This window comes from Micromonospora sp. NBRC 101691 (genome assembly GCF_030269285.1).
Taxonomy (GTDB): domain Bacteria; phylum Actinomycetota; class Actinomycetes; order Mycobacteriales; family Micromonosporaceae; genus Micromonospora; species Micromonospora echinospora.
Map to the genome: position 1 here is coordinate 157,522 of NZ_BSTB01000004.1, position 18,202 is coordinate 175,723.

The 18,202-nt window shown below is 74.2% G+C and carries 15 protein-coding genes; 2 read left to right on the top strand and 13 right to left on the bottom strand.

Annotation, left to right across the window (positions count from 1 at the left end; all coding sequences use genetic code 11):
* Positions 1-85 precede the first annotated feature (85 nt).
* From QSK20_RS09520 to QSK20_RS09530, 3 genes are all read right to left on the bottom strand, one after another.
* Positions 86-2,518: an outer membrane protein assembly factor BamB family protein gene (locus QSK20_RS09520; RefSeq protein WP_285788214.1), complete on the bottom strand. Its 2,433-nt coding sequence runs from the start codon at positions 2,516-2,518 to the stop codon at positions 86-88.
* The gene (locus tag QSK20_RS09525) at positions 2,515-2,814 is read right to left on the bottom strand and encodes a hypothetical protein (protein ID WP_285788215.1); all 300 of its coding nucleotides are present in this window, start codon (positions 2,812-2,814) and stop codon (positions 2,515-2,517) included. The genes QSK20_RS09520 and QSK20_RS09525 overlap by 4 nt, the downstream gene beginning before the upstream one ends.
* An 81-nt stretch (positions 2,815-2,895) precedes the next feature.
* Positions 2,896-3,123 carry a sulfurtransferase TusA family protein gene (locus QSK20_RS09530; RefSeq protein ID WP_285788407.1) on the bottom strand — a complete coding sequence of 76 codons (228 nt, stop codon included), beginning with the start codon at positions 3,121-3,123 and terminating at the stop codon, positions 2,896-2,898.
* Positions 3,124-3,213: 90 nt separating this feature from the next.
* On the opposite strand from QSK20_RS09530, the gene QSK20_RS09535 reads away from it, so the two are divergent.
* Positions 3,214-3,540, top strand: a complete 327-nt coding sequence (locus QSK20_RS09535) for a DUF3592 domain-containing protein (protein WP_285788216.1) — start codon at positions 3,214-3,216, stop codon at positions 3,538-3,540.
* A gap of 122 nt (positions 3,541-3,662) precedes the next feature.
* Here the strand turns inward: QSK20_RS09535 and QSK20_RS09540 are convergent, their stop codons facing one another.
* The 4 genes from QSK20_RS09540 to QSK20_RS09555 all read right to left on the bottom strand — a co-directional run bounded on the left by QSK20_RS09540 (position 3,663) and on the right by QSK20_RS09555 (position 10,056).
* Positions 3,663-5,246, bottom strand: a complete 1,584-nt coding sequence (locus QSK20_RS09540) for a S8 family peptidase (protein ID WP_285788217.1) — start codon at positions 5,244-5,246, stop codon at positions 3,663-3,665.
* A 137-nt stretch (positions 5,247-5,383) separates the two neighbouring features.
* Positions 5,384-5,548 carry a hypothetical protein gene (locus QSK20_RS09545; protein ID WP_285788218.1) on the bottom strand — a complete coding sequence of 55 codons (165 nt, stop codon included), beginning with the start codon at positions 5,546-5,548 and terminating at the stop codon, positions 5,384-5,386.
* Positions 5,549-6,267: 719 nt separating this feature from the next.
* Positions 6,268-7,038, bottom strand: coding sequence for a DUF5995 family protein (locus tag QSK20_RS09550; RefSeq protein ID WP_285788219.1), 771 nt, complete (start codon positions 7,036-7,038; stop codon positions 6,268-6,270).
* Between the two features lie 123 nt (positions 7,039-7,161).
* Positions 7,162-10,056: a helix-turn-helix transcriptional regulator gene (locus tag QSK20_RS09555; protein WP_285788220.1), complete on the bottom strand. Its 2,895-nt coding sequence runs from the start codon at positions 10,054-10,056 to the stop codon at positions 7,162-7,164.
* 187 nt (positions 10,057-10,243) lie between these two features.
* On the opposite strand from QSK20_RS09555, the gene QSK20_RS09560 reads away from it, so the two are divergent.
* The gene (locus QSK20_RS09560) at positions 10,244-12,136 is read left to right on the top strand and encodes an adenylate/guanylate cyclase domain-containing protein (RefSeq protein ID WP_285788221.1); all 1,893 of its coding nucleotides are present in this window, start codon (positions 10,244-10,246) and stop codon (positions 12,134-12,136) included.
* 34 nt (positions 12,137-12,170) lie between these two features.
* Here the strand turns inward: QSK20_RS09560 and QSK20_RS09565 are convergent, their stop codons facing one another.
* From QSK20_RS09565 to QSK20_RS09590, 6 genes are read right to left on the bottom strand one after another with little or no spacing between them, the layout of a single operon-like run.
* Positions 12,171-13,808: an FAD-dependent oxidoreductase gene (locus QSK20_RS09565; protein ID WP_285788222.1), complete on the bottom strand. Its 1,638-nt coding sequence runs from the start codon at positions 13,806-13,808 to the stop codon at positions 12,171-12,173.
* On the bottom strand, positions 13,808-14,515 hold the full coding sequence (locus tag QSK20_RS09570) for a GntR family transcriptional regulator (RefSeq protein ID WP_285788223.1): 708 nt from the start codon (positions 14,513-14,515) through the stop codon (positions 13,808-13,810). The genes QSK20_RS09565 and QSK20_RS09570 overlap by 1 nt, the downstream gene beginning before the upstream one ends.
* Positions 14,512-15,201, bottom strand: a complete 690-nt coding sequence (locus QSK20_RS09575) for an N-acetylmannosamine-6-phosphate 2-epimerase (RefSeq protein ID WP_285788224.1) — start codon at positions 15,199-15,201, stop codon at positions 14,512-14,514. The genes QSK20_RS09570 and QSK20_RS09575 overlap by 4 nt, the downstream gene beginning before the upstream one ends.
* Positions 15,198-16,160, bottom strand: coding sequence for an N-acetylglucosamine kinase (locus tag QSK20_RS09580; RefSeq protein ID WP_285788225.1), 963 nt, complete (start codon positions 16,158-16,160; stop codon positions 15,198-15,200). The genes QSK20_RS09575 and QSK20_RS09580 overlap by 4 nt, the downstream gene beginning before the upstream one ends.
* Entirely contained in the window at positions 16,157-17,182 is a 1,026-nt protein-coding gene (locus tag QSK20_RS09585; RefSeq protein WP_285788226.1) for an ABC transporter ATP-binding protein, read from the bottom strand. Before QSK20_RS09585 ends, QSK20_RS09580 begins: the two co-directional genes overlap by 4 nt.
* On the bottom strand, positions 17,157-18,179 hold the full coding sequence (locus QSK20_RS09590) for an ABC transporter ATP-binding protein (protein WP_285788227.1): 1,023 nt from the start codon (positions 18,177-18,179) through the stop codon (positions 17,157-17,159). Before QSK20_RS09590 ends, QSK20_RS09585 begins: the two co-directional genes overlap by 26 nt.
* Between the last annotated feature and the right edge of the window lie 23 nt (positions 18,180-18,202).

Here is an 18,202-nt window from a genome sequence, read left to right on the forward strand (position 1 = left end):
CGCTCGCCACTCTGGCTGGCTTCCCCGATTCTCGGTCACCGACTGAGGCGGGCCGGCACGCAGACGGCGGGCGCAGAGGTGGTGGTCAGGCTTCGAAGGCCCAGATGCCGTCCTCGTTGGGCACGAGAACGAGCGGGCCCGCGACGGCTGGGTTCGGCGCGCGGTACTCGGCGGTGATCGGATGCTCCCAGACGACCTCGCCCGTCGCGGCGTCGAGGGCGTAGAGCTTCGTCGGATGGCCCTTCGCATTGGGGGCGACCGTGACGAACAGCTTCCCGGAGTCCAGAAGCAGGGTCGATACGTACCGGATGTCCAGCGACTCGGTACGCCAGCGCCGGGCGCCCGTCGCGACGTCGAAAGCGTAGACCGCGTCGCCGGCGAAGAAGACGGTCCGGTCGGCGAACACCACCGAAAGGGCGGAGAACAGTTCGGCCCGGCCGGCCCGTGCCCGCCACCGCACGGTTCCCGCCGCAGTATCGACGACGTAGAGGTAGCCGGCCGGGCCGCGACCGTCCGCGGTGAACAGGTACAGGAGACCACCGCCCAGGTGCAGCGGATCGACGTCGACGAGGAGCGGAAGGCTCCAGCGCTGCCGCCCGGTGTTCGCGTCCCAGGCGAGCAGGGTGGTGTGGCGGCTCTCGACCGCCGAGTACCCGAAGGTGACGTCGCCGTCCGACCGCAGCGCCCCGATGTACTTGCCCGCGCCCTCGATCCGCCACTTCTGGCGTCCCGTCGTCACGTCGGTGGCGACAGCCAAGGGAGGGACGTCGTCGTCCTCATCCCCGAAACTGCTGGAGTACAGCACGCCGTGCGACAGGAAGTCGACGTTCTGGTCCGGTGGCAGCTGGGCCGTCGGGGTCGGCTTCCCCTTCGCGTCCAGCGAGAGCAGGCGCTGATCCTCCCCGCTGACCACCAGGCGGAAGGCCCCGTCGCTGACGCCGACGAGATCGACCGTGGCGTCGGCGACCTGGTAGGACCAGCGCCGCTGACCGCTGGCCGCGTCGAGCGCGTGGACGTAGGTGGTCGTGCCGTCGTCGACCTTCGCGTACACCGCCCCGCCGTCCACGATGACCGAGTCGGCGGTGTCCCCGGTGGGGAAGGTCCACCGCTGGGCACCGGTGGCCGGGTCCAACGCGACGATCGCGGCGCTCGACAGCACGTCGGACACCTTGGAGGCACCCGTGACGTAGGCCAACCCGTCCCTGACGAAGAGGGTCACGAGTTGCTCCAGCCCCAGCGAGGCTTTCCACCGCCGCTTCGGGGTCGGCCGTTCCGGCCGGCCGCCGAGCCCCGGGGCACCGGCGAGCTTCCACGTCAGGGCACCGGCACCCAGGGCGCCGGCACCGATGATGGCGTTGCGGCGGGTCAGACCGCGCCGGAGCGCTTCCGGCAGGCGGTCGGCGGGAGACGAAGGGGACGTCGCCGAGGCGACCGGCGCGACGGATTCCCCCGCACCCGGCACGTCCTCCAGCGGCGGGGCCTCACCCGCGAGCAGGGACGGCTCACCGGTCTCCACCACCGACGCGGCGTGCTCGGGTCGCCTCTTCCCCGGCTCGGGTCGCCTCTCCCCCGGCGCCGGCGACAGGTCGCGGCCACGCGGAGCGGCCGGCTCCCCGCCGTCGCGACGGGTGCGGGCGGCATCTTGGGCCAGGAGCCGACGGTGGTCCCCGACCGTGACGCCGCTCTGGGCCAGGTGGGCACCTGCCTGGGCCACCGCCGACGGCAGGCAGCCCAACTCGGCACAGATCTCGACGGCGTCGGCGGGATCGACGACGCCCCCGCCCCGGGTGACGATCCCGGTGAGCAGTTCGACCGCCTGGCGCGGTTCGAGGACGTCCAGGCGGAGCGCGGTCACGACATCCGGCCAGCCGGTGGCATGGCGGCTGGTCAGCACGATCCGACCTCGGGGCAGCCGGGCCAGCAGGCCGGTGAGGTGGCCGGGATCGGTGACGCCGTCGAGGATCAGCAGCCACCCGTCGTGGCAGGCCAGCCACCGTACCGCCCACTCCCGCAGCGCCCGCGACGGCAGGACCGCGCCGAGGCCCGCCTGGAGCGCGACGGCCAGCGCGGCCAGGCCGGCGTCGAGGGCAGCGGGACTGTCGGCGGTGATCCACCAGACCGGACGGTGGTCCTCGCGGCGGTCCGCCGCCCACCGGGCGACCAGGGCGCTCTTGCCGACCCCGGCGGGCCCGTGGACCGCCTGCACGACCACCGCAGCAGGATCCTCGGCGGCCCCGTCCAGCCAGCCGAGCGCGTCCGCACGGCCCACGAAGTGCCGCAGTCGCGCCGGCAGGTTCACCAGCCCGGCCGGGGCCGGCACCGCCTCCGGCGCGACCAGCGCCTCCGCCGACACCACGGTGACATGCTGGGTGTTGGTCGCGTGGTCACCGGTGGACGCGATACCGGAGATGTTGCCGGCCGTGGTCGCCCGCGACCCGGCCGGCCCGTCCACCGGCTCCGGCGTCGTCGGTTCGACGCGCGCGGATGTCGACCGCCCACGTCGGGACCACCAGCTCACCGGTGCTGGGTGTTCGTCGTGTCGTCGCCGGTCGACACGATCCCGGTGACGTCACCCCGCACGACGACCGACCTCGACCCCGCCGGTGGCCGTACCTCGCCCGACGCCGCCGGTGCGGGCTTCGACGCTCCCGACGGGGCCAGCAGGACCGCGGTGACCGCGACCACCAGGCTGGCGACACCGGCCAGCCAACCGGCCACCTCCACCCCCCGCAACCCGAACAGCACGGCCGCCACCACCAGCCCGGCGGCGACCGCCCCACCCACCCCGACGACCACCCAGCGTCGCGAACGCATAGCGACATCATCGACCACCATTGCCAGCACAACCAGATCGGGCCGGTCACGTGCCGGCCGGCGGGCCAGCCCGGGAACCGTTCACCGTACGGGGTTCCACGGCCGCGCCGGGTCGGTGGGCACGCCGCCTGCCGTGGTCCGCATCGCGTAGGTCGGGCGTTCGGTGCCGTCGACCGGGCCGAAGTAGGTGTGACCGGTGAGGTGACACCAGGCCGCCAGGTCCAGCGGCGCGGCGGGCTCAGTGGCGACGAGGCAGATGACGGTGCCGGGCGGCACGGCAACGGTGAGGCGGCGCAGCTCGATGAGCATCTGCACGCACCGACCGGCACCTTGACGATGCCTGGCACATTGGCGCCGACAGCAGGCCCCCCGGCCCACGGATCCGACGGGAACGAGCCCATGTTCTTCCGCTTCTCGCACCGCAACTGGGTCAAGACCACCGGCAAGGTGCTCGACTCACGGGTCCACAGCGTCCGGAACTCGAACGTGAGGTGGGCCTACATCGTCCAGTTCACCGGGCCGAACGGACAGCACACCAAGCTTGAGGTCCTGGAGGACTCCCGCACCCTCGGGGTCGCGGTCAGCGCCACGGTACCGCTGCTCGTCAGCCCTGACGGCAGGAAGGCGGTCTTCGACAGGAGCGATCCGCAGATCAACGCGATGGAAGTGGTCAAGAGGCACGAGAAGGCCGACGAGGAACGCTTCCGCCGGCAACTCGGAGACTGAGCCCCCCGCACCGAGGGCGAGAAGAGCCGGACGCCATCGCCTGCGACTTGCCGCCGTCGCACGGGACGGGGCCGCGGTGCGCGAGTACCGCGGCCCCGTCGGACGGGCCGGACCGGTCCGGGTCAGACGAGCAGGTAACCCGTGAGACCCTCGACGATCTGGCCCTCACAGTTGGCGTCGGTCGAGTCGAAGTGGTCGGCGTTGCTCCGCACCAGGCACCGGTAGAACGCCTGGTGCGGCTGGGACGGCGGCGAGTCGTACACGTAGCCGATGAGGCCGGCGCGGCCCTGGCCCTCACAGTTCGAGTCGACAGAGGTCATGTAGTCCCAGCCACCGACGACGCACTGGTAGATCGGCTTTGTGCCCGCGACGGCCGTGTTGTGCACCTTCCCGAGGGGACCCTCACGCGTGTAGCCGCCGACCGAGAGGCTGGTGCTGCTGACGTGGTCGGGGCCGTTCACGTGCCGGTAGATGGTGGCCGTGCCGGGCGTGACGGTGCCGGAGGGAACGTGGAGCAGCCGGTTCGGCGAACCCGTACCCGGGTTGGTGATCTTGTTCAGGGTGGCGTTGGCGTAGAGGGTGTCGGCGACCTGGGCCGGAATCAGGCCCGGGTTGGCACCGAGCACCAGGGCGGCAGCGCCGGCCACGTGCGGGGCGGCCATCGAGGTGCCGCTGATGGTGTTGGTCGCGGTGTCGCCGGTGTGCCAGGCCGAGGTGATGCCGTCGCCGGGGGCGAAGATGTCGGTGCAGGTGCCCCAGTTGGAGAACGACGCGCGTGCGTCGGTGCGGGTGCTGGCGTTGACTGTGATCGCCTCGCCCACCCGGGCCGGGGTGAAGTTGCAGGCGTCGCTGTTGTTGTTGCCCGAGGCGAGCGCGTAGACGACACCGTCGGCGATCGAGTTCCGGACCGCGTTCTCCAGCGTGGCGTTGCTGCCGACGCCGCCGAGGCTCATGTTCGCCACCGCCGGCACCCCGGGGGCGTGGTGTGCGGTCACCCAGTCCACCCCGGCGGTCACCCCCGCCCAGCTGCCCGAACCCGTGCAGCCGAGGACCTTGACCGCGATCAGGGACACCCCCTTGGCCACACCGTACGCCGTGCCGCCGATGGTGCCCGCCACGTGCGTGCCGTGGCCGTTGCAGTCGGAGTTGTTGCCGTCGCCGGTGGTGTTGGTGCCCCAGGACGCCCGGCCACCGAAGTCCGTGTGCGTGGTCCGGATACCCGTGTCGATCACGTACGCCCGCACGTTGCCCGCCGTGTTCGGGTACGTGTAGCTGCTGTTCAGCGGCAGGTCCCGCTGGTCGATCCGGTCGAGCCCCCACGACGGCGGGTTCGGCTGGGTCGCGGTGGTCCGCACCTCGGCGTTCTGCTCGACGTACGCCACCTCGGGCTGGGCCGCGAGCCGGCGGGCGTCGGCCGGGCTCATCGTGCCGGCGAACCCGCGCACCGCATGCGAGTAGGTGTACTCCACCCGCACGTCGAACTCCGCAGCCAACTGACGCGTCATGGCCTGCGTGTCAGCCGCCCTGCTCTCCTTGAGCACCACGATGTAGCTGTTCGGGATGGCGTCCGGGTGGCCGGCGCCGAGAATCCGGCCCTCCTCCGCCGCCACCGGGGACGCGGTCGCCGAGAGGAACAGGGCGGCCATACCGGCTGTCGCGACCGAACCGACCAACCGCCGTCGCCGGGCTACGCCGACATCCTTCATGGTGATCCCTTTCCGTGCTGACGCTGGGTGTGGGAGACCGTGGCGAACGCAGATCATGATCTGCCGCGCCAGGATATCGACGTTCTTAACTGTCAGTCAATTGATGAGCTTGACTGGAATCTTGTTCATCTCGGCAATCACCCGATCAAGCACTCCACCTGCGACCCGCCTCCGGCGGAGTGCAGCCAGTCGCCGATCAGGGGCACCGCCGGTCCGCCTCGTTCGACAGGAAGCGGCAGGTCGTCGTAGTGGGCGAGGAGAGTCGCCTCGTCACGGTGGGGGTCGTCGACCTCGACGAACACGCCTCGCCCCAGTTTCGACCCTGTAGAGGCGCTGATCAGTTTCATCTGCTTCGGTCAGTCGGACGGGAAGGCGCTGACACTGGCGACTGCGGGCCACTGGCGGTGTCGGCGACGGCGAGTGCCGGTGCAGCGGACCTCTCCTCTGCCGGCGGCCGTGCCGCCACACCAGCACACGACGGGCGCAACGAGCTGGCCGAGGGTCGAACGGCAGAGGACTGGCACGTCCACAACGAAGAGCGACAGCATTCGTCGTGTGCTATTTGCGCACGCGGGAATTGCGCCTGAATATCAGTGCCCGGGAAACTCCGGTCGGTCTGACGTGGTATCGCCGATGCGTGAAGGGCGGTCCGGCGAACCGTTCCGATCCGGTGGAACCGCGCTCCACCGACGGCCGCCCGATGCAACAGCACACATCACGGAGAGGGTGGCGGATGGCCGTAGACATGGGATCGACCGTGAAGACCCAGCCGGGCCGACCCTCCCCCTCTCCCCCACCGCCTGGTCCACCTCCGTCCGGCACGAGGACGCCACGCCGGTCCCCGACGAGGCACCCGCCATGCTCGGCGCGGATCGCCCGCACCGACGCCAGGCGTCCGGCCTTCGTGGCTGCCTGAGGTGTGATCCGCTCGGCGTGTCATACATCTGAGCTGCCACGACTGCGCGCGTAACGGGTTTCGGCTTGAGCGCACACATCCTGTATAGCGTCCTAGGAGGATGGGTTACTGGAGCAGCGCGCCCAGCGGCGAGAGCAGCAGGCGGCCGAGGCGGGAGGCCGTGCCGTCGAGACGGTCACGTTCACGCTCCCGGGCGTGGGCGTCGTGCCGTACCCGCCAGATCCGCTGGGCGTTGCGCCAGGCGACGTCCCGGGTGTACTGCACCAGCTCCCCCTGGTACCAGTCGTCCAGGTCACCGTTGAGCGTGTCGATGATCAGCTGCCACCGGTCCAGGTAGCCCCGGCGCAGCGTGGGGATCGACTCGGCGAAGATCTCGTTGATCTGGAGGTAGTCCCGGTGCTGGTCACCGTCGTCGGCCGGCTCGGACTCCAGGTGGTCGAAGGTGGTCACCAGCGCGAACGGGAGGTCGAAGTTGATGTGCGCGTTCACGCCCGCCGCCGCGGCCGGCAGCGGCCGGACGTCCGGCCCGTGCATCCGCTCGAAGATGCACGCCCAGGCCTGGGGCGTGTACGTACTCGACTCGGTCCAGAGCCGCAACGCGTCGAAGTAGCGGGCGGCGAACTCCACGTCCAGGCGGGACAGGAACGCCGGGTCGGCGAAGCGGCCGTCGTAGAGCCGCTCCAACACCTTCGCCGTGATCGTCAGGTAGAGCCCGTTGAAGTCCGCCAGGGGGCAGCTCTGGTGCAACGGGGGCAGCCGGACCAGGACGTCCTGGAGTTTGGTCAGGTGGTCGACCACCGCCGGCACGTCGGCGGGATGGTCGGCGAGCAGGTCGGCGATGTCCTGGTGGACGGGTCCCCAGACCGGTGCGGTCATGTCTTCCTCCCCTGTGGTCGCGGCGCCCCGTGTCGCCGCGGTGCACAGCGTGGCAGCCCGGGGTGGGGTGGGAATCAGTAGAACGACGTATTCCGGCGCCGCCCGGGAGGCGTCGACGGACCCTCAGCCCGGACGGTGGCGCAGGTGGATCGCGCTGGCCTGGACCCTGGTGCGGACCTGGAGCTTGTCGAAGATGTGCGAGACGTGCACGCCGATGGTCCGTTCGCTGATGAACAACCGCTGGCCGATCTCCCGGTTGGTCAGCCCCTCGGCCACCAGCGCCAGGACCTCGCGCTCGCGCGGGGTGAGCGCGGACAGTTCGTCGTGGACTCCTCCGGACGTTCCGGCGCGGTCGCCGTCCCGCTCGGCCGTCGGGTCCGGCACCGGCACCCGGGCACGGGTCGCCAACGCGGCGATCTCCTCACTCAACGGCCGCGCTCCCAGCCCCTGGGCCGCCTCGTACGCCTCCCGGAGCAGGGCGGCCGCGGTGGCGTCCCGGCCGCGCCGGGCCAGCAGCGCCTCGGCCTGCCGCAGCCGGGAGTAGGCCGCCGGGTAGGGGTGCCGGCGCCGGTCCCAGACCTCGGCCGCCCGCGCCCAGAGGACCGGGTCACCGGGGCCGTCGAGCCGGCCGACCTCGGCGGTGCAGAGCGCGAGGAAGGCGTCGACCACGTCGCGGACCGGCCGGGCCGCCTGGACGCTGGTGCGCCGGACCCGGTTGGTGACCTCCCGCAGCCGGCGCACCGCCGTCAGGTCGACCCGACCGGTACGGCTGGCGTACGCCTCGGCCTCCGCGCGCAGCCCGTGCCAGGCGAGGGTGGCCAGCAGGACCAGGTCGTCGGAGCGGGTCTCGGTCAGACCACGGGCGACCGCCTGCCGGGCCTCGTCGTGCCGGCCCTGCCACATGGCCAGCCCGGCCCGCAGGGTGAGCAGCGGCAGGACGTGCCGGGCCCCGCCCCCGGCGAGCAGGGTGGCCACCGCCTCCAGGTCCCGGTCGGCGGCCCCGACGTCGCCGTACGCCACCGAGAGCCGGCAGCGGGCGAGCAGCAGTTCGGCGGCGTCGGCACCGGAGGGGCGGTGCCGCAGCGCGTCGGCGATGACCTTCTCCGCCTCGGCCCACTGTCCCACCCGGAACAGCCCGTTGGCGGCGACGGCCAGCAGCCGGGTCTCGAACGTCCGGCCCAGCCCCAGCTCGGTGACGCGTTCGGCGCCCCGGCGGGCCACCACGACGCCCTCCTCGATCACGTTGAGCGGACCGGTGAGCAGTTCCGCGAGGTGCAGGTAGGCGAGGGCGACGTCCTCGGGCCGGCCGGAACGCTCGGCGGTGGCCAGCGCCTCCCGCATCACCGGCAGGCCGGCGTCCGGGTCCTCCAGGTACGCCTCGCTGAAGCCGAGGGCGGCGCTGGCCAGCACCACCTCCGAGGTGGAGCCCGCGACCGACGCCGAACGGGCCAGCGCCTCCCGGGCCCGGCGGCCGGCCTCGGCGTACCGGCCGAGGTGCAGCAGCAGTTCGGCCAGGTGCGCGGCGGCGGTCGCCCGCTGGCGGGGCGTGCAGTCCGGCGCGTCCAGGGCGCGCTGGTACTCCGCCTCGGCCAGCGCGGAGCGGCCCGCGTGGGCGAGATAGCGGGCCCGCCGGATGTGCAGGACGCAGGTGGACCCGCCGGCGAGAGCGGCCTGTTCCTCCAGCAGGGCCAGGGCCCGCGCGTGCTCGCCGCAGTGGTGGGCGGCCTCCGCCGCCTTCTCCAGCAGGGTCACCCGCTCCGGCGTGCCGAGCCCGGTGTCGGTGGCCGCGTCGAGGGCGAGCGACCAGTGCCGGTGCGCCTCGGCGTAGCCGTGCAGCCGTTCGGCCTCCTCCGCCGCGGCCATCGCGGCCCGCAACGCCCGCACCGGCTCGCCGGCCAGCCGCCAGTGGTGGGCCGACCGGGCGTGGCGCAGTTGCGCCGGCCCGGCGCCGAGCGCGTCGGCGTAGCGCCGGTGCAGGGCGGCCCGCTCGGCCGGGAGCAGTTCGTGGTCCAGCACCTCGGCGACCAGCCGGTGCCGGAGGTGGTACGCGTTGTCGACGCAGACCAGCAGCCGGTGCGCGATCGCCGCGTGCACCGCCTCGATCAGTTGTTCCTCGGGGAGCCGGACGACCCGGGCGAGCAGGTCGTGTTCCACCGGTTCCACCCCGACGGCGACCGCCTGGACCACCTCGTGGGCGTGCGGGGGCAGGGCCTCCACCCGGTCGAGGAAGATCTCCCGGAGCGTGTCGGAGAGCCCGTCCCGCCCGTCGCGCAGGTCGCGGGCCAGTTCCTCCACCACGAACGGGTTGCCGCCGCTGCGTCGCCACACCTGCTCGGTGGCCTCGGGCGCGAGCGGCCGGCCGACGATCGCGGTGGCGAGCTGCCGGGTGGCGACGCGGTCCAGCGGGGCCAGGTCGAGCACCCGCACCGACCGCAGCCGCCGCAGTTCGGTGAGGACCCGACGCAGCGGGTGGGCGCCCTGCAACGCCTCGGCCCGGATCGCGGCGAGGACCGACAGCTGCATGTCGCCGAGCCCGGCCAGCAGGTAGAGCAGGAGCTGCCGGGTGCTGCGGTCGACCCACTGGAGGTCGTCCAGCACGAGTACCAGCGGGCGGCCCTGGGCGATCAGGTGCAGCCCACGGGAGACCCGCTCCAGCAGGGTGCCGGCCCCCTCCCGGCCGGGGGTCTCGTCGGCGAACATGTTGAGCAGGCTGCGCACGGCCGAGCAGGTGCGGGCGTGGGAAGCCTCGGTCTCGAACCGGCGCAGCGCCTGGAGCAGCGGGTGCAGCGGTGAGGCGTCGCCGATGTCGAGGCAGCTTCCGGTGAGCACGACCGCCCCCGCGTCACGCAGTCCCGCCGCCACCTCGCCGAGCAGCCGGCTCTTGCCCACCCCGCTCTCCCCGTTGACGAAGACCGCTGCGGTGTGGCCCTGCGGGACCCGGTCGAGCAGGGCGGTGCGCACCATCGCGACCGTGTCGGCACGGCCGACCAGCGGGGCGGCGTCCACATCGCTGGCCATGGAAAGCAGCCTAATGGGATCGGCCAGGGCGTTCATAAGGGTAAATCGGCCCTGTGGTACTCCTCGCGTCGGAATGGCGACGGAAAGTTGCATGAGGCCGACATACGTCGTTCGGCAGATCCGCCGTCGGGCCGGTGGTGCGAATCTCGGACATGTCGTCCGGCACCACGGGGGAAAGGTGAACGCGATGCACGTCAGCACAGTCACCCAGCCAGCAGCGGCGACGGGCGGGGCGCGGCTCTGGCCGGTGCCGGAGGAGCGGCGTACGGTCAGCGTCCTCTTCGTCGACATCGTCGGGTCGACCGCGCTGGTCGACCGGCTCGACCCGGAGGACGTCCGGGCCCTGCAACAGGAGTACTTCGGTGCCGTCGCGGCGGTCCTGCGCCGGTGGAACGGGGTGGTGGAGAAGTTCGTCGGCGACGCCGTCATGGCGTTGTTCGGCGGCGTCGAGTCCGACGGGTTCGACGCGTACCGCGCGGTGGGCGCGGGGCTGGAGATCCAGCGGGTCCTGGACGGGCGTCGGCTGGACTGCGGGACGGTGGTGCGGCTGCGGGTCGGCGTCGCCACCGGCGAGGCCGTGGTGGACCTGGCCGCCGCACGCGACGCCGGGCACGGCGCGGTCAGCGGCGCGGTGGTCACCCTGGCCGCCCGGCTCCAGGAGCACGCTCCCCGGGGCACGGTGATCGTCTGCGCGGCCACCCGACGGGCCACCGCCGACCTGATCGGGTACCGCGACCTGCCGCCGGCGTCGATGGCCGGCAAGCCGGCCCCGGTTCCCGTCTGGCGGGCCGCCGGGGTCGCCCCGGCCCGGCCGACCGGGGGCGAGACGCCGTTCATCGGCCGGCGGCGGGAGCTGGCCGCCCTGCGGGACCAGGTCGTCCGGGCGGTACGGGACGGAGCGGCCCGCTGGGTCTCGGTGGTCGGCCCGGACGGCGTCGGCCGCAGTCGGCTGCTGGCGGAACTGGCCCGGACGGTGCGGCAGGTCGACGGGATGCCGGTGCGCTGGTGCGGGGCGCAGTGCCCGCCGTACCCGGACGTGCCGACCGCCCCGCTCGCCGCGCTGCTGCGCGACCACGCCGGAGTCCGGGTCGACGACGACCCGGCCACGGTACGGCACCGGTTGCTGGCCGCCTGCGTGCCGGCGGTCCCGGCCGGCCGGCTCTCCGCCACCGTCACCGCGCTCGGGACGCTGCTCGGTGCCGATGCCGACGTCGGCGCGGCGGAGCGGTGGCGGGAGGTGCTGCTCGCGCTCGCCGGGCGGACGCCGCTGGTGGTGGCGGTGGACGACGTGGACCGGGCGGCTCCCGAGGTGGGCCGTTTCCTGCACGAGCTCTTCGCCGCGGCGACGGCCCGGGCGGTGCCGCTGGTCGTCGTGGTCACCCACCGTCCGGAGTGGGGTGACCTGCTCCCCCTCGGTCCGGCCGACCGGCGGCACCGGCTGACCGTGCCGCCCCTGGGCACGGTCGACACCGGACGGCTGCTGCGCCACCTGCTCGGCGAGACGGCGACGGTGACCCGGCTGCTGCCCCTGGTCGCGGGCCTTCCCGGCCGCGCCCGGGCGTACGCGGAGCACGGCGACGACGACCACGCGGCGGGCGAGCCACCGGTGCCGGAGGCGGTCCGCCGGAGCGTCGCCGCCCGCCTCGACCTCCTCGACGGCGTCGGGCGGGCGGTGGTGATGGCCGGGACGGTGCTCGGTGCGGGCTTCACCGCCGAGCGGCTCGGCCGGCTGCTCGACCGGGACCCGGAGCCGCTGCGGGCGGCGCTGCGGGTCGCGGCGGAGCGCGGCCTGCTGGTGTGGCGCTCGGCCCGCAACGGGTACGAGGTCACGGACCAGGCGCTGGCCCGGGTGGCGTACGAGCGGCTGCCGCGCGCCGTGCGGGCCGAGTTCCGACGCCGGCTGGCCACCGCCCGCCACGACGAGTCGCCCCGACCGGTCCGGCTGGTGGGCGCGACGGCGCCCCCGGCGCCGGAACCGGTCCCGGCGGCGGTGGCCGCGGGGACGACCGGCCGGGCCCGGACCCGGCCGGCGGCGTCCGCGCCGCCGGCCGCCGCCCCGCCGCTGGCCGCCAGCGCCTGAGGGACGCGGGCGCGCGGCCGACGCCGGGCCGGGCTCACTCCGGCGGCAGGGCGGTCCCCTCCGGCCAGCGCAGGTCGACGCCCCGTGCGGCGAGCGCGTCCTGGAAGTCCGCCAGCAGTCCGGGCCGCTCCCGGACCGCGTGCGGGGTGCTGCCGGTGGTCAGGCAGAACGCGGCGAGCGCCCCGGCCGCCTCGCCGATCGACCACTCGGCCGGGTGCACCCGGTAGCAGCCGTTGGTGATGTGCGTGGTGCCCAGCGCCTTGCCCGCCGCCACCACGTTGGTCACCCGTTGCGGCAGCAGCGCCCCCAGCGGGATCTCGAACGGGTGCGCCGCGACGTCGAGGTAGCCGTCCCCGCCGGTGCTCGGGTGCAGGTCGATGCGGTAGTGGCCGGTGCCGACGGTGTCCGGGTACCGCACCGCGCCGGCCCGGCCCCGTACCGCCACCGACAGGTCCTGCTCGGTGGGCGTGGTGACCGCCCGCAGCCGGCGGGCCTCCCGGATGTACGGCGCCTGCGCCAGCCCGTCCGGGGTGCCGGTGACGTCGGGGCGCAGCCGCAGGCCCGGGTAGCCGCAGCCGCCGTCCGGGCGGGGCGCTTCGGTCTGCAACCAGTACAGGAAGGCGTAGCTGAACTCGCGGGCCCGCCGCAGGTGCCACTCGGCGTCCGGCACGTCGAACAGCGGACCGTCCAGGTAGTCGGTCATCGGCCAGTTCACGATGGTCACGTCGCTGGGCAGCAGCCCCGGCCGGAACGCCCGCCGGTCGAGGATCCGCCGGTACGTCCACAGCTCCGGGGCCCGCAACGCCTCCTCCATGGACGCCGCCGCGCGTTCCGGGTTGGGCGTGAACCGGCCGGTGACCGGTCGACCGGTACGCGGGTCCGGGTAGGTCCAGCTGAACAGCCGGTCCGGCCAGCCGGGCGGGGTCAGCGTCCGCCACCGCTCGTAGCCGTCGGGGCGGTCCACGGTGTGGTCCCCGTCGACGTGTTCGAGGGCGAAGCACACCGTGACGGCCTGCATGTTGAGCGGGTCGGCCCGGTCGGGCGCGCTCGGTTCGCCGGTCTGGTCCCGCGACTCGGTGCCGGTGCGGTACTCGATCCCGGCCAGCGGCAGCAGCTCACCGGTCTCGCTCGCCTCCAGCACCAGCCGGGCGGTGATCTCCCGTACCGTCCCGTCGGCGAGCCGGACGCTCACCCCCCGTACGGTGTCGCCGTCGGTGTGCGCGGCGAGCAGCCGGGCCTCGGTGTGCACGACCAGCCGGCCGGCGGCGCACCACGGGGCGATCATGGCCTGGAGCACGGCCAGCGCCGCGCGCGGCTCGTGGCAGAGCGGGCTGACCCAGCCGTTGCCGGGGTTGAGCAGGTCACCGCCGGCGGCCCGGTCGAGGGCGTACCAGTCACGGTAGTAGTCGCGCACCCCGCGCCGGAAGCGCCGGTAGCTCGCGGTCGACCCGGTGGTCTCGATCCACCGGTGCTCGTCCGGCGGCACCGCCTGGGAGGTGAGCTGGCCGCCGATCCACCGGTACGGCTCGACCACCACCACCCGGGCACCGCCCTCGCAGGCGGCCAGCGCGGCGGCGACGCCACCCACGCCGCCGCCGACGACGAGCACGTCGGTGCTCTCCCCGGTGGCCGGGCGCGCCCGGCGGGGCGCCGGGACGATCGTCGCGGTCATCAGCCGTCCTCCCCGCGCCGGGCGGTCAACGCGAAGCGGTAGCGGTCGCCGCGGTAGTACGACACGGCCAGCTCGACCGCCCGGCCCCGGCCGTCGAACCCGATCCGCCGCACCTCCAACAGCGCGGCGACCGGCGAGATCTCCAGCAGCTGGCACTGCCGCGGGGTGGGCACCACGGCGGCGATCATCTGCTGGGCGACGACGACCTGCACCTGGTAGCGGTCCCGCATGGTCTCGTAGAGCGGGCCGTCGAGGTTCTCCACCAGCAGCCCGGGGAAGAGGTCCGCCGGCAGGTGCACCTCCTCCAGGCACATCGGCGCGCCGTCGGCCATCCGCAGCCGCTCCACCCGGTAGAGCAGCGAGCCCTCCGGCAGGCCGAGTTCGTTGGCGAGGGTGTCCCGGGCGACCACCGCGTCGGCGTCGAGCATCTTGCTGCTCGGGGTGAGGCCCCGGGCCCGCATGTCCTCGGTGAAGCCGCTCAGGCTGGTGCCCTTGGCGATCCGGGTGTCGGAGACGAAGGTGCCCTGACCCCGGATCGTGTAGATCAGGCCGTCGGTGGTGAGTTCCCGCAGCGCCTGCCGCAGCGTGGTCCGGCTGACCCCCAGCTCCTCGGCGAGGTCCCGCTCGCGGGGCAGGGCGGTGTGGGCCTTCATGTCCGCCACCCGGCTGCGCAGCGCGGTCCGGATCTGGCTCAGTTTGGTGGTCATCGTGACTCCACGGGGACATGCGGGCAGGCGGACGCGAACCGGCGGGTGGTGTGCACCGGGTCGGAGATCGCGGTGCCGACGACGACGGCCCACGCGCCCCCGTCGAAAGCGGCCGCGACCTGGGCAGGGGTACGGTACCGCCCCTCGGCGACGACCGGAACCGGGCACCACCGGCTGATCGCGGCGACCAGGTCGACGTCCGGCCCGTCCGGCACCGTCGTGCCGGTGTAGCCGGCGAGGGTGGTCCCGACGAGGTCGGCTCCCGCGTCGACCGCGGCGAGGGCGGAGTCCACACTGTCCACGTCGGCCATGAACAGCGCCCCACCGGCGTGGGTGGCGGCGACCAGGTCGGCCAGCCGTTCCCCGCCGGCCCGGGGCCGGTCGGTGGCGTCCGCGGCCACGATCTGGGCGCCGGCGCCGGTCAGCGCGACCACGTCCGCCCGGCTGGGCGTGATGTAGACCGGGCTGCCCGGGACGTGCCGCTTGACCAGCCCGACGACCGGCACCCCGAGGGTGACCATGGCCCGCACGTGCGCCACCCCCTGACCGCGCAACCCGGCCGCGCCGCCGAGCACCGCCGCGGTCGCCATCGCCATCATGTGCGCGGTGTCCAGGAACGGGCTCCGGGGGTCCTGCGCCTGGCACGAGACGACCAACCGTCCCCGGATGGCCTCGGCCACGTTCATCGCTTTCCTGCCCTTTCCTCGATATCACAGTGGACGACCAGTCCGGTGAACAGCGTCTCCCCGGTGGGGTGGGCGCAGAGCGCCAGGGCGCCCGCGAGCGGGTCGGCCGTGGCGGTGACCGGACGGGCGTACGGCGCTCCGACACGCAGCGCCCGGGTGAAGGTCGGCAGCAGCAGGTCGGCGGCGGCGAACACGCCGCCGGTCCCGGCCACCGGCACGACCGCGCCGGCCAGGCCGGTCCGGCGCAGCGCGGCCACCGCCGAGTCGGCCAGCAGCACGCCGGCCCGCCGCCAGACCGACCGGGCGTCCGGGTCGCCGGCGCGGGCCAGCTCCGCCACGGCGCCGGCGAACCCGGCGAGCTGCTCGGGCGTGGGTGGCCGCTCCCGCCAGCGGGCCGGCAGGGTCTCCACCGGACCGAAGGTGGCCACGGCGGCGTCGAGCAGGGGTCCCGCCCGGTCCCGGTCCCGCTGCCGAAGGGCCAGCCGGAGCGCGGTCCGCCCGATCCAGTGGCCGGAGCCCCGGTCCCCCAGGGCGGCTCCCCAGCCGTCGACCCGGGCGGTCCGCCCGTCGGGCGCGGCGGCCAGCACCACCACGCCGGTGCCGGCCGCGACCACCGCCCCGGGCACCGGCCCGAGCGCGCCGAGGTAGGCGGTGACGCTGTCGTCGGCGACGTGCAGCGTGCCGCGCAGCCCCCGGTCCCGCAGCCGGGTCCGGAGGTCGTCGGTCGGGGGCGTCCGGCCGTTGAGGCCGGTCATGCCGACGCCGACCGCGACCGGTCCGTCGGGCACCGGCCCGAGGTCGGCCAGGGCCGCGCCGACCGCCTCGGCGATCCGCGCGGCGGGCTGCCCCGACCAGAATCCGGGGGTACGGGCGTGGCCGGTGCGTCCGTCGTGGTGGGCGAGCGCGCGGCAGCCGCCCTGACCCAGGTCGACGCCGATCCGCACCGGTGCGTCCCTCACCGCGACGGCTCCGGCTCGACGTCCGTCCGGCCGGCCAGGCTCGCCTCGGCGAAGTGGCAGGCGACCTGTCGTCCGGCGACGGTCCGCAGCTCGGGGACGGCCTCGGCGCAGTACGGCTGCGCGAGCGGGCACCGGGTGCGGAACCGGCAGCCCGAGGGCGGGTCGGCGGGCGAGGGCACCTCGCCGCGCAGCACGATGCGTTCGGTCGGCGGGCCGGCCCAGGGGCGCGGCACCGGGGCCGCCGAGATCAGCGCCCGGGTGTACGGGTGGGCCGGTTCGTCGTAGACGGTGGCGGCCGGTCCGGTCTCCACGATCCGGCCCAGGTACATCACCGCGACGTCGTCGCTGACGTGCCGCACCACCGACAGGTCGTGCGCGATGAACAGGTAACCCAGGCCGAGGTCGTCGCGCAGGTCGGCGAGGAGGTTGAGGGTCTGCGCCTGGACCGAGACGTCCAGCGCGCTGACCGGCTCGTCGCAGACCACGATGCGGGGCGACAGGGCCAGCGCGCGGGCGATGCCGACCCGCTGCCGCTGGCCGCCGGAGAGCTGGTGCGGGTAGCGGTCGGCCAGTTCGGCGGCGAGCCCCACCCGGGCGAGCAGGTCGGCCGTGCGGGCGGCCCACCGCTCACGCGGCAGCATTCCCCGGTGGGCCCGCCAGCCCTCGCTGACGATGAAGCCGACCGTCTTGCGCGGGTTCAGCGAGGAGTACGGGTCCTGGTAGACCATCTGGATGTCGCGGGTGAGGCGGCGACGCCGGGTCGTGTCGGCGGTGTCGATGCGCTCGCCGCCGTACCAGATCTCGCCGCCGCTGGGGCGGCGCAGGCCGACGATCGTGCGGGCCAGACTGGACTTGCCGCAGCCGGACTCCCCCACCAGCCCCAGGGTGCGACCGGTGGTCACGGTGAGGTCGAGGTTCTCGACGGCACCGATCTTGGGGGCCTTGTGGAGCAGCCCGCGCCGGCCGCCGGGGTAGGCGACCCGGAGCTGCCGGACCTCAAGCCGCGTCTCGGGTGTGGACACCGGTCACCACCTCCTCGGCGTAGTGGCAGGCGGAGAGCTGGCCGGGGGTGATCTCCCGCAGCGCCGGACGGTCGGTGCGGCACCGGGGCCGGGCCAGCGGGCAGCGGGGGTGGAAGGCGCACCCGGTGGGCATCCGGTGCGGCGCGGGCGGCATGCCCTCGATCGGGGTCAGCCGGGCACCGGCGTGCTCCGGGGTGGGGATCGAGTTCATCAGTCCCCGGGTGTAGGGGTGGGCGGGGGTGTCGTAGACGGTGCGCAGCGGTCCTGTCTCGACGACGGAGCCGGCGTACATGACCGCGACCCGGTCGGCCACGTCGGCCACCACGCCGAGGTCGTGGGTGATGAGGATCATCGCCATCCCGTTGGCCCGGCGCAGGTCGCGCAGCAGGTCCATGATCTGCGCCTGCACGGTCACGTCCAGGGCGGTGGTCGGCTCGTCGGCGATCAGCAGCCGGGGGCCGAGGGCGAGCGCCATGGCGATCACCACGCGCTGACGCATCCCGCCGGAGAACTGGTGCGGGTAGTCGCGGGCGCGCTGGGCGGCGTGCGGGATGCCGACCTGTTCCAGGCCGGCCACCGCCCGCGCCCACGCCTCGCGGCGGGACACGCCCCGCCGTACCCGGTACAGCTCGGCGATCTGGTCGCCGACCCGTACCACCGGGTTGAGCGCGCTGAGCGAGTCCTGGAACACCATGGCGAACTCGGTGCTGCACAGCTGGCGGGTGCGCCGTACCGGCAGGGCGGTCAGCTCCTCGCCGTCGTAGCGGATGGTGCCGCGGGCGATGGTGGCGCTGTGCCGGGGCAGCAGCGCCATCACCGCGCGGACGGTGACCGACTTGCCGGACCCGGACTCGCCCAGGATGGCCAGGGTCTCCCCGGCGTCCACGTGGAACGAGACGCCGTTGAGCACCGGGTGGGTGCCGAGCGGGCCGTCGAAGGAGACCACGAGGTCGTCGACGCTCAACAGCGGTTGCCGGGTGGGTGGTGGTGCCACCATCGCAGGTCCTCCGGGTCCGGTGC